The following is an 11,883-nucleotide window of genomic DNA, read 5'->3' on the forward strand; positions in this document are numbered from 1 at the left end:
ATGCTCTACTGGTTTAGGGTCGTTCGGACTAGATAGCCTCTAGTTTAAGCGCAAGACTTCAGCGCCTGCTGGCGGAGTAAAGGTAAAACGATTTGCGGGCAAATTGATATTCAACTGGATTCTGTCTAAGGTCACTAGAACAACGCTTCCCAAGCCATCAATCAACTCAAGGGCCTTAGGCAAGCCATTCGCCATACCGACTGAGATTTTTGTATATGGAACGTCACTCTTCGCGTTGGGATTCTTCTTGGGTGCTAATGCAACCCACTTCATGCCCAAGCGCTCCTCTCCCTCTACTAGATCAAAATTCTGATCAAGCGAAGATTCCCCAAACAAAATGGCGGCTGGCGTTGTAGCAAGCACTTGTCCTGCTGGCCTGAAAGTAGCCTGATTTAAATCTTTGTCCCACAAGATCAGTTGTTTGCCATCAGTAATGAGTTTTTGCTCAAACGGTTTTTGCGTATCCCAAATAAAACGACCCGGACGCTGAAAAACAAAATGGCCACGTGTCTCGCGAACTACCTTTAAACCTTTTTCTTGTGATTCATTTGCTCTGGGTGCACGTAACTGCTGCTGTACAAAATCTCCTTCAGCGGTTTTAGAGTTACGAACAAATTGGCGTAACTGCTCTACCCCACTCTCGCTTTGAGAGAGAGCTGGATTAATCAAGAACAGTGTTGCGAACAAGACCGCTAAGGAAGTTGCAGCCTTTTTAATGAATATTTGCAAAATCACGACCTTATTCGGAAGGACGATGGAGGATTTCGCGATTGCCGCCATTACCCATCTTCGATACGAGTCCTGCCTTTTCCATATCCTCTAACAAACGGGCGGCGCGGTTATATCCGATACGCAAATGCCGTTGCACTAAAGAGATCGATGGGCGCTTGTTTTCGAGAACAATGGCGACTGCTTGATCGTAGAGCGGATCTGCTTCACCACCGCCCTCACCTGTCAATGCATCTATATTGGATTCATCAGCACCCTCAAGTACGCCGTCGATGTAATTGGCTTCACCTTTTTCTTTCAACCACTCGACCACACGATGCACTTCATCATCGGATACGAAAGCACCATGAACGCGCACTGGCAAGCCTGTGCCAGGCGCCATGTAAAGCATGTCACCCATACCGAGAAGTGCTTCTGCACCCTGCTGATCCAAAATCGTACGGCTATCAATCTTGCTGCTCACTTGGAATGAGATACGGGTTGGTACGTTAGCCTTAATCAAACCAGTAATCACATCCACGCTCGGACGTTGTGTTGCCAATACCAAATGAATGCCAGCAGCACGGGCTTTCTGTGCGATACGTGCAATGAGCTCTTCGATCTTCTTGCCCGATACCATCATCAAGTCAGCCAACTCATCAATCACGATGACAATAACTGGCGCTTTGTAGATTGGCTCTGGATCTTCTGGAGTTAAGCTAAATGGATTGGTAAGCTTCTCGCCTTTTTCTTCAGCCTCTAAGATTTTCTTATTAAAGCCCGCTAAATTACGCACTCCAAACTTACTCATCAGTTTGTAGCGACGCTCCATCTCATTGACTGCCCAATTCAGCGCGTTGTACGCCTGCTTCATATCGGTCACTACAGGACATAAGAGATGCGGAATCTTGTCATACATTGCCATCTCAAGCATCTTCGGATCAATCATGATGAGTCTGACCTCATCGGGCTTCGCCTTAAAGAGTAGCGAGAGAATCATGGCATTAATACCAACTGACTTACCAGCACCAGTCGTACCCGCTACTAAACAGTGCGGCATCTTAGCCAAGTCAGCCACCATTGGGCTACCAGCAATATCTTTACCCAAAGCCAGGGTGAGTAATGAATGATTGTCGTTATAAACCTGTGAAGTCAGAATCTCAGAAAGATAGACTGATTGACGTGTTGGGTTTGGTAATTCCAAAGCCATGCAGGTCTTGCCAGGAATGGTTTCTACAACACGCATACTGACCACGCCAAGCGCACGCGCTAAGTCACGTGAGAGATTCACAATCTGACTACCTTTTACGCCAACTGCAGGATCGATTTCGTAGCGTGTTACTACTGGGCCTGGATAAGCAGCAATCACCGTAACCTGCACACCAAACTCAGCAAGCTTTCGTTCGATCAAGCGAGATGTGAATTCCAATACTTCTGCAGAAATGGTTTCTTTTGCTTCGGGCACAGGATCCAGCAATGCCAACGGTGGCAATTCTGAATCTGGAATATCCACAAACAGGGGTTGTTGCTTTTCGCGTTCGACACGAGCGCTCTTCGGAATTTCCACTGGAGCACGAACAATCTGAACTGGGGCAGCCACTTCTACGCGCCCACGGAACTCTTCGACAAACTCTTCACGCTCTTCAGCAGCTGCCTCACCCAACTTGCGATCGGCTTCACTATCGCGACGCTCCCGAATACGGTGAAAAGAAACTTCTAAGAATCGCCCTACTTTCTCTGCAACATCCATCCAAGAAAAATGGAGAAATAAGGAAAGGCCAGCACATAAGCCAAATAGGAGAACTATGGTTGCACCGGTAAAACCAAGAGACATCTGTAGGGGATCGCCAATCAACTCACCCAGAATACCGCCAGGTGGCCTTGGAAGCTCCCAGGCTAGTGAATGCAGGCGGATGGACTCGAGACCCATGCTGCAAATTAAAGTAAGCCCAAAGCCCAGCCAACGCACTATCAAGGACTCTGGCTTGGCATTCGGATCGGGTGGCAAAGGAATGCTCCATAGCTCACGCCAGCCCTGAAGTACGCGACGCCCAAATAGGGCTACCCACCAAAATGCTGAAACACCAAAGATATAGAGTAATAAATCCGCAAAATAAGCACCAAAACGGCCTCCCAGGTTCTTGGGAGACTCAAAACTGGCATGCGACCAAGCAGGATCTGCCTTGGAATAGGTCAAAAGAATGGCAAATAATCCTAGGCATAAGCCCAAGGAGATAAACCAACGGGCCTCTAGTAGAAGGCGGGGCATCCTACCCTGCCCGGAACTCTCGGGGGGCTGGGGGATTTTGGACTTCGGATATACAGTTCTTGCCATGTTCTACCGATTGTAAACAAGCAATCCTATAATTTGGGTATGACTACAAATACTCCTAAACACTCTAAAGTACTAATCCTCGGTTCTGGCCCTGCTGGCTATACAGCAGCGGTTTATGCGGCCAGGGCCAATTTAAACCCGACTCTCATCACCGGCCTGGCTCAGGGCGGTCAATTAATGACCACAACTGACGTCGAAAACTGGCCGGCTGACCCAGATGGCGTCCAAGGCCCAGAGCTCATGGACCGCTTTTTGAAGCATGCTGAGCGATTTAATACCGAAATCATTTTTGACCATATTCATACGGCAGCCCTCACAGAAAAGCCGATTCGCTTAGTTGGCGACTCTGGCACTTACACCTGTGATGCCCTGATTATTTCTACAGGCGCTTCTGCTCAATATATTGGCCTCCCAAGTGAAGAAGCTTTCATGGGTCGCGGGGTTTCTGGTTGCGCCACATGCGATGGCTTCTTTTATCGCAATCAAGATGTGTGCGTAGTAGGTGGTGGTAACACGGCAGTTGAAGAGGCACTCTATCTCACCGGCATTGCAAAAAAGGTAACCGTCATTCATCGTCGCGATAAGTTCCGCGCAGAGCCGATTTTGAATGATCGCCTCATGGCAAAAGTAGCCGAAGGAAAAGTAGAGCTCAAACTCAATTCCACACTCGATGAAGTACTGGGCGATGAAAAAGGTGTGACTGGTGTGCGTATTAAGAAACAAGATGGCAGCACAGAAGAAATCGCAGTGACTGGCGCATTTATTGCTATTGGCCACAAACCGAATACCGAACTCTTTGTTGGTCAGCTTGATATGAACAACGGCTACATCAAAACGCATTCTGGCCTAGAGGGCAATGCGACTGCCACTAACATTCAGGGCGTATTTGCTGCTGGTGATGTGCAAGACCATATTTACCGTCAAGCCATTACTAGTGCAGGCACCGGCTGTATGGCTGCACTAGATGCGCAGCGTTATTTAGAAACTTTAGATTAAATTTTCTAAATTCTTAATAATAAAAAAGCCTAGCAATGCTAGGCTTTTTTATTAGGGAATTTTTTCTAAACCCAATTTTCAAGAGCAAGATTAGGGACTCTTTTAAATTCAGATAGATTATTTGTTACGAGGGTTAAACCATGACTTCTGGCATGAGCCGCAATATGAATATCATTTACTCCAATAGACCTACCTTTACTCTCTAAGAATGCTTTGATTTGACCATAATGCTGGCTTGCATTTATGTCATACGATAAAACTTCTAAGTGACTTACAAAGTCTTCAATATTATTAAGATTACTTTCAACCTGCTGACTCTTTTCTGCGCCATATATCAACTCCGCCAACGTAATTGTTGATATAGCCATTCGGTTTGCGTTTTTATTGAAGACCTTAAGCACTTCTAGCGGCTTTCGCTTCATTACATAAATAACAATATTAGTATCTAGCAAGTACTTAAGCATTAGAGAGACTCTCTATCACTTTGCTCTTGAGGGCCTCTTTCATTCATAAAATCATCACTTACACGAGCGTCGCCCAAAAAATAGTTGTCCCACACGTTTTCAATTGGGGCAATTATTCGCTCCCGACCCTTTGCACGAACATTAACCTTGCGAACATTTTCTGGCAGCCGCATTTCAGCAGGCAATCTCACGGCTTGAGTCCGGTTGTTTGTAAAAACAGTTGAAATAGCCATAATCATTCATCTCCCAGTGTATATAGCAATTGTATATTGCATTAAATGTCTATGCAAGCCCCAAAAAGTAACCCTCTCAGCATCCATATTTAGGAGGCATTATTAATGAAGCATTCCCACTCCAGATCATCTTGCTTTTCTTGCTGCACAATTTGCTCTTCAGTAATTGCATCTAATTTAAATTTATTATCAAACCACTTGGGGAATGTTGTTGTATTGCTTGGGTCGACCTGAATTTTATGATTTCAATTTCACTCGTACCTAAATAATAATCCTCTCATTGGAGCCCATCTCAGACCCGTAAATAAAAAGCCTAGCATTACTAGGCTTTTTATTTGATGCAGTTAATTCTTAACCACTTACCACTGGCAAGAGTGGCACGATCAACAGCGCCACAATATTAATGATTTTAATGAGTGGGTTTACTGCAGGACCAGCGGTATCTTTGTAGGGGTCGCCTACAGTGTCACCTGTCACTGCTGCTTTATGCGCTTCAGAACCTTTGCCACCGAAGTTACCTTCTTCGATATATTTCTTGGCGTTATCCCAAGCACCGCCACCTGTACACATCGAAATCGCTACAAACAAGCCGGTCACGATCGTACCCATTAACAAGCCGCCCAATGCAGCAGGCCCTAACAAAAGACCAACTACGATCGGAGCAACTACAGGCAGAAGTGATGGAACGATCATTTCTTTAATGGCTGCCGATGTCAGCATGTCAACTGCTTTGCCGTACTCAGGCTTCGCAGTACCTTCCATGATTCCTGGAATGTCGCGGAACTGACGACGCACTTCTTCTACTACTGCGCCAGCACAACGACCAACCGCTTCCATTGCCATCGCACCAAACAAGTAAGGAATCATGCCGCCGATAAATAGACCAATGATCACCATGTGATTGGAGAGATCAAAGGACACTTGTTGGCCAATGCCTTCTAATGCGTGGGTGTAGTCAGCAAACAGCACTAAGGATGCAAGACCCGCAGAACCAATTGCATAACCTTTAGTCACTGCTTTAGTTGTATTGCCCACTGCATCCAAAGGATCGGTGATATCGCGTACAGATTGTGGCAAGCCAGCCATCTCGGCAATACCGCCTGCATTATCAGTGATCGGGCCATAGGCATCTAAAGCAACCACGATACCTGCCATGGACAACATAGCAGTCGCTGCAATTGCAATACCGTACAAACCTGCTAACCAGTAAGCAGCAAAAATAGCGGCACATACAAAGAGCACTGGATAAGCAGTGGACTTCATTGAAATACCTAAGCCCGCAATGATGTTAGTGCCGTGGCCTTTAGTAGAAGCCTCAGCAATGTGTTGCACTGGCTTGAACTGGGTACCGGTGTAGTACTCCGTAATCCATACCAAAGCAGCAGTCAGCAAGAGACCAACCACTGTGGATCCGAATAAGCGCCACTGACTTCCAGGAATACCCAATGCATCATCAGGCATGATGAAGTTGGTCACAAAGTAGAAGGCAATCAATGACAAACCACCTGCAATGATCAAACCTTTATACAAGGCTGGCATAACGTTTCTCATGCCTGGTGTTGCCTTAACAAATGAGCAACCAATGATGGAGGCAATAATAGAAACACCGCCCAGTACCAATGGATAAACAATCGCCGCTACTGGAGCACCAGTCACCATCAAGGAGCCAAGCACCATGGTGGCAATCAAAGTCACAGCATAGGTTTCAAATAAGTCTGCCGCCATACCAGCACAGTCGCCTACGTTATCGCCAACGTTGTCTGCGATCACTGCTGGATTGCGTGGATCATCTTCCGGAATTCCGGCTTCAACCTTACCTACTAAGTCAGCACCAACATCAGCGCCTTTAGTGAAGATACCGCCACCTAAACGCGCAAAGATAGAAATCAATGAGGAACCAAAAGCCAAACCGATTAAGGGATGCAATACGGCAGAAAGATCCTGACCTGCACCAATCGATACCAGGAACATAAAGAACAAGCCAACACCAAGGAGCCCTAAGCCAACTACCAACATGCCGGTAATCGCGCCACCTTTAAAGGCCACGTTCAATGCTTCGTTCATACCTTTAGTGGCCGCTTCAGCAGTGCGCACATTGGCACGAACTGACACGTTCATCCCAATAAAACCACAAGCACCTGATAACACTGCGCCCACTACAAACCCAAGGGCGGTTGCAAAGTCCAAAAAGAGTGCCATCAAAATAGTCAGTACGACGCCGACTATAGCGATGGTTTTATATTGACGAGATAGGTAGGCCGCTGCCCCCTGTTGAATAGCCTCTGCAATTTCTTGCATCTTGGCGTTTCCAGTACTTTGCTTCAAAATCCAGCCGCGCATCACAAAACCGTAAATCACGGCCAGGACACCGCAGGCTAAGGCAAAATACAAGCCTAAAGTCACATTACTCATGCTTGAACTCCCTAAAGTTGATCTTTTTTGTTTTGTTTATATTGCGCTTAGGTCGACCCGGTTTTCGAAAGCTTTAAACTAGGGTCTTTAAGCTTTATCAGTATGTAACAGAATCACCCCTGAGCCCCTTAGTAAGGATCAGGGTATTTACTAATCACTAATCGGAGTATTTATGAGTCTCGACAACGTCAAGCCAGGTAAAAAGATCCCAGAGAGCTTTAACGTCATTATTGAAATCCCAATGAATGCGGATCCAATCAAATATGAAGTGGATAAAGAAAGTGGCGCAATTTTCGTTGACCGATTTATGGGTACTGCGATGCACTATCCCTGTAACTATGGCTATATCAATAAAACGATCGCTGGTGACGGAGATCCCGTTGACGTACTCGTGATTACCCCATTCCCATTGATTCCAGGTGTTGTAGTGAGTTGCCGTGCTATTGGCGTTCTGCAAATGGAAGATGAAGGCGGACAAGATGCGAAGTTGTTGGCAGTTCCTGAAGATAAGATTCTGCCAATCTATACACACTGGCAAAAACCAGAAGATATCAACCCATTACGCTTAAACCAAATCCAACACTTCTTCGAGCACTACAAAGATCTCGAGCCAGGAAAATGGGTGAAGGTCAGCGGTTGGGGTGGCGTTGCTGATGCTCATAAGGAAATCATGGAAGGTATTGAGCGCTACAACAAAGAGCATGCTTAATTTATTGAGCATTCGTTTTAGTTAATAAAGGCATTGTGAATCGGAGTGAGCGCACAAAAAATTGCCCTAGCCCAAATCAACCCACTCTTGGGGGATTTGTCAGGAAACGCGCAACTCATTCACAAGGCCGCGCTAGACGCCTATTCTCAAGGCGCTAAGCTAGTTATTACGCCAGAGCTCTCGCTCACAGGCTACCCACCAGAAGATTTATTGCTGCGCCCTGCTTTTATTGAGGCAGCCGAGCAAGAACTTGCCTTACTCATGCAGCAGTTGGCGCCTCATGCAGATCTCACTGTCATTGTGGGTCATCCCAAGAAAACTTCAGCCGGCTTGCAAAACTATGCCTCCGTATTGCGTGGTGGCAAAGTCATTGCAGCTTATGCAAAACAAGAATTGCCAAATCACGAAGTCTTTGATGAAGTGCGCTACTTTGTACCAGGCAATCAAGCTTGTGTTTTTGAATGTGAAGGCATTCGTTATGGCCTCATTTTGTGTGAGGATGCTTGGCATACTGGGCCAGCAACACAAGCACATGCTGCTGGTGCTCAAGTACTACTCGTACCCAATGCCTCACCCTACCATCTTAAAAAAGAGACTTTACGCATTGAAGTCCTTCGCCAACACATTGCACTCACCAAGATGCCTTTGGTCTATGTCAATCCAGTAGGCGGACAAGATGAATTGGTTTTTGATGGCGGCTCATTTGCACTCAACAGTCTTGGCAAAGTCGTTATGGCCATGCCCCAGTTTGAAGTGGGACTCGGCATTGTTGGCATGGATGCATCCGGGCAATTAGAAAAAGGTTTAATAACTCCACCCCAAAGTGTTGAGGCGCAGGCCTATCAAGCACTGGTCCTGGGTGTACGAGATTACGTGAATAAAAATCGCTTTCCTGGAGTCATTATTGGTCTATCCGGCGGTGTTGATTCTGCTTTAGTACTCGCAATTGCTGTCGATGCCCTTGGGGCCGACAAGGTACGAGCGGTGATGATGGCTTCAAGATATACCGCTGATATTTCTTGGATTGATGCGCGCGAGCTCGCTCAAAACCTAGGCGTTCAATACGATGAAATTCCGATTAGCGGCCCAGTCGATGCTTTAGAAGAATCTTTAGCGGAACAATTTAAAGGCTTAAAGCTAGATGCCACCGAAGAAAATATTCAGGCGCGGGTTCGGGGCACTTTATTAATGGCCCTATCCAATAAAACAGGTCGATTGGTTTTAACTACGGGTAATAAAAGTGAAATGGCTGTGGGCTACTGCACCTTGTACGGAGACATGGCCGGTGGTTTTGCTGTGATTAAAGATATTGCAAAAACCCTGGTCTACCGCTTGTGTGCCTATCGCAATCAAATTGCACCCGTCATTCCAGAACGAATTTTGACCCGCGCCCCTTCAGCTGAACTCAGACCCGATCAAACCGATCAGGACAGTCTGCCTTCTTATGAGGTGTTGGATGGGATTGTGGAACGCTATATGGAGCAAAACCAATCCATTGCCCAAATTATTGCGGCTGGATACGATCCAGAAAGCGTTGAAAAAGTCACACGCCTGATTAAACTCAATGAATATAAGCGGCGCCAGGCCCCTCCTGGGGTACGCGTTACCACTAGGGCTTTTGGCCGCGACTGGCGTTACCCGATCACTTCGCAATTTAGGGCCTAAAAACCCAAAATAAGCAAGTTTGGAAAGTAAATCCAGTTCTAGGTATGATTACTGTATTAGGGGGAATAAATGAAATTAATTACATCAATCATTAAACCGTTCAAGCTTGACGAAGTTCGTGAAGCACTAGCTGAAGTGGGCGTTACCGGCTTAACCGTAACCGAAGTTAAAGGTTTCGGTCGTCAAAAAGGCCACACTGAACTCTATCGCGGTGCCGAGTATGTAGTCGACTTTTTACCCAAGGTCAAAGTGGAAGCAGTGGTTCCTAGCGACCGTGTGGAAGCCGCTATTGAAGCGATTACCAAAGCTGCGCGCACTGGAAAAATTGGTGACGGAAAGATTTTCGTTACTGCAGTAGAGCAAGTTATTCGTATTCGCACTGGCGAAACGAACGAATCGGCCGTTTAATCTATTAACGTAACCCAGAGTCTGTAGGGATAAGCGGCTGAGGCAATTCAGCCGCCTCCAAAACAATCGTTTTACCACTGAGACTTGCTGGGCGCACCTTGGCACCCTGGAAGTACAAGTCGACCTGATCTAAGCCAGAAGTTAACACCTTGAGTGGTGCCTTGCCGTAAACACTCACACCAACACCGGGCTCGAGCTGTTTATTCTGAACCTTACCTAAAGCATCAATGACGCACACCATTTGCGCAGACTTGGATTGCATATAAACCATATCTGCCGCCTTTTTCGGAGCGTCCGGTCTGTAGGTCGCTGGTGCTGAATCCATCGCAGGACAATCCGTTGATGAGGGCGCTGCTGCGCTAGCCACTGGCGGCATTACCGGAACAGCAGCGTTCGCTTTTTCTTCTGGTGCAGGATCTGGGTTAGCAGGCGCAGGGTCTACTGGCAATGGAGTGGTTACAGCCACCTCCTCCTTGGCTGCCTCAGGAGAAAACAATGGGCGCAAATTAACGATTGAGAAAATGACTGCTGCGATCAAGCTCAGTATCAAGAACCATTTCTTTTGAGATCCTGAGTCAGTGCTTTGCTTTGCAACGCTCTTCTCAACTACTACATCCTGAAGCTCGAGCTCCAAATCTCGCTTGGAAATAACAGGGGCTGACTCTACCTTTGGTTTATCTACCTTTACTGCTTCTACCTTAGCTACATCTGCTTTATTTGTTTCTACTGCATTTGTTTCTACTGCATTTGTTTTTGTTTTATTGATTTCAACTGGCGGCGTCTCCTCCACCATTGCAACTTTGTCTATCGCTGTTGGCTCACTACCAAAATCAAACGCCTCTTTTTCTGAGAGCTTGAGTAATGCCGCTACTTTTTTTGCAGCCGTGTATTTAATCTGAGCTCCATAAAAGGAAGCTATTTCACCATTTTCAAGCTGCTCTATTTGACGATTTGATAGACATGCTTTCAATGCTAATTCTTGAGTACTCAGCCCAGCACTTTCCCTGGCTTTTTTAAAAGCTTCTTTGCGAATATCAGGAAGTTTGTTGGCTTGAGTCACTGAGCGCTTAATTTGTTTTGAGAAAAATCACCGAATCGATATTAATTCCTAGATGGTACATACGTAATTGGCCTTGCAGCTAACAATTTAAAGGGTGATTAGCCAAATCTGACTCTAGATACTTTTTCACCAAGGACTGTACAGAATCTACATGCATTTTGCTCATAACGCGAGCTTTATGCACTTTAATAGTAGCGTCAGTAGTTCCCAATTTAACAGCTATATCTTTATTGAGTAAGCCCTCAACCAACCAGGTGCATACCTCGCGCTCCCTGGGGGTCAAGCTTTCGTATTCCCGCTTGGTCTCAATATCTACTGAAACGCGCTTTAGCTGCCGTCGATCAAACTCAATCGCATCAGCAACCGCTTTAAGCATGTCCTCTAGATTAAAAGGCTTGAATAAAAAGTCCACAGCCCCTTTTTTAAGGCCCTGCACTATCTGATGAGGGTGGCTTTGCCCACTGACAAACACAATTGGGGTTTTTCGACCCAGTTGAATCAGCTTTTCTTGCAAATCGATGCCCGTCATATCGGGCATTTGCATATCTAACAAAATCACAGCTGGAGATACAGGAACAGATTTCTCTAAGAAATCTAGGGCAGAAGCATAATCATCGACTATATAACCGACTTCGCGCAGCATTCTGGTGAGGGATGCACGCATTGAGTCATCATCATCAATTAGGTATAAGTGCCCAGCTTTAGTCATTGAATTTAAAGGAAAAAGTAATGGATGAACTAATGTACTGCAGTACTATTGCCTAGGCTATTAGCTGGGAAGCTAATAGTTAACCGTTAAATTAACAAATTCACCATTATTTATATTGCGATGCAACAAAACTTATGGGCAATGTGATCCCCGCAAGAGAACAATCTCTTTATAGGATCTCACG

Annotated in this window: 11 protein-coding genes; 4 read left to right on the plus strand and 7 right to left on the minus strand. The window is 46.0% G+C overall.

Features of this window, described 5'->3' with window-relative positions; all coding sequences use genetic code 11:
* Nucleotides 1–39: 39 nt before the first annotated feature.
* Together ICN41_RS04510 and ICN41_RS04515 are read right to left on the minus strand one after the other, a co-directional pair.
* Nucleotides 40–780: an outer membrane lipoprotein carrier protein LolA gene (locus tag ICN41_RS04510; protein ID WP_216291620.1), complete on the minus strand. Its 741-nt coding sequence runs from the start codon at nt 778–780 to the stop codon at nt 40–42.
* Nucleotides 740–2,977 carry a DNA translocase FtsK gene (locus ICN41_RS04515; RefSeq protein WP_216291621.1) on the minus strand — a complete coding sequence of 746 codons (2,238 nt, stop codon included), beginning with the start codon at nt 2,975–2,977 and terminating at the stop codon, nt 740–742. Before ICN41_RS04515 ends, ICN41_RS04510 begins: the two co-directional genes overlap by 41 nt.
* A gap of 105 nt (nt 2,978–3,082) precedes the next feature.
* Here ICN41_RS04515 and trxB point away from each other — a divergent pair, with 105 nt between their 5' ends.
* On the plus strand, nt 3,083–4,039 hold the full coding sequence (trxB, locus tag ICN41_RS04520) for a thioredoxin-disulfide reductase (protein WP_216291622.1): 957 nt from the start codon (nt 3,083–3,085) through the stop codon (nt 4,037–4,039).
* A 65-nt stretch (nt 4,040–4,104) separates the two neighbouring features.
* Here trxB and ICN41_RS04525 read toward each other — a convergent pair whose 3' ends face one another.
* From ICN41_RS04525 to ICN41_RS04535, 3 genes are all read right to left on the minus strand, one after another.
* A complete protein-coding gene (locus ICN41_RS04525; RefSeq protein ID WP_216291623.1) occupies nt 4,105–4,503 on the minus strand; it encodes a type II toxin-antitoxin system VapC family toxin in 399 nt (132 codons plus the stop codon).
* Nucleotides 4,503–4,736 carry a type II toxin-antitoxin system VapB family antitoxin gene (gene vapB / locus ICN41_RS04530; RefSeq protein ID WP_216291624.1) on the minus strand — a complete coding sequence of 78 codons (234 nt, stop codon included), beginning with the start codon at nt 4,734–4,736 and terminating at the stop codon, nt 4,503–4,505. Before vapB ends, ICN41_RS04525 begins: the two co-directional genes overlap by 1 nt.
* 351 nt (nt 4,737–5,087) lie before the next feature.
* A complete protein-coding gene (locus ICN41_RS04535; protein WP_216291625.1) occupies nt 5,088–7,148 on the minus strand; it encodes a sodium-translocating pyrophosphatase in 2,061 nt (686 codons plus the stop codon).
* Between the two features lie 172 nt (nt 7,149–7,320).
* On the opposite strand from ICN41_RS04535, the gene ppa reads away from it, so the two are divergent.
* From ppa to ICN41_RS04550, 3 genes are all read left to right on the plus strand, one after another.
* The gene (ppa, locus tag ICN41_RS04540) at nt 7,321–7,857 is read left to right on the plus strand and encodes an inorganic diphosphatase (RefSeq protein ID WP_216291626.1); all 537 of its coding nucleotides are present in this window, start codon (nt 7,321–7,323) and stop codon (nt 7,855–7,857) included.
* 45 nt (nt 7,858–7,902) lie between these two features.
* A complete protein-coding gene (locus ICN41_RS04545; protein WP_216291627.1) occupies nt 7,903–9,522 on the plus strand; it encodes an NAD+ synthase in 1,620 nt (539 codons plus the stop codon).
* Nucleotides 9,523–9,591: 69 nt separating this feature from the next.
* Complete coding sequence (locus ICN41_RS04550) at nt 9,592–9,930, plus strand: P-II family nitrogen regulator (protein ID WP_087910253.1); 339 nt, start codon at nt 9,592–9,594, stop codon at nt 9,928–9,930.
* A 4-nt stretch (nt 9,931–9,934) separates the two neighbouring features.
* On the opposite strand, the gene ICN41_RS04555 is transcribed toward ICN41_RS04550, so the two are convergent.
* Together ICN41_RS04555 and ICN41_RS04560 are read right to left on the minus strand one after the other, a co-directional pair.
* Nucleotides 9,935–10,990 carry a helix-turn-helix transcriptional regulator gene (locus ICN41_RS04555; RefSeq protein WP_216291628.1) on the minus strand — a complete coding sequence of 352 codons (1,056 nt, stop codon included), beginning with the start codon at nt 10,988–10,990 and terminating at the stop codon, nt 9,935–9,937.
* Between the two features lie 79 nt (nt 10,991–11,069).
* Entirely contained in the window at nt 11,070–11,699 is a 630-nt protein-coding gene (locus ICN41_RS04560) for a response regulator transcription factor (RefSeq protein ID WP_216291629.1), read from the minus strand.
* Nucleotides 11,700–11,883: the final 184 nt, after the last annotated feature.

It is taken from the genome of Polynucleobacter sp. 15G-AUS-farblos, assembly GCF_018882445.1.
Taxonomy (GTDB): Bacteria; Pseudomonadota; Gammaproteobacteria; order Burkholderiales; family Burkholderiaceae; genus Polynucleobacter.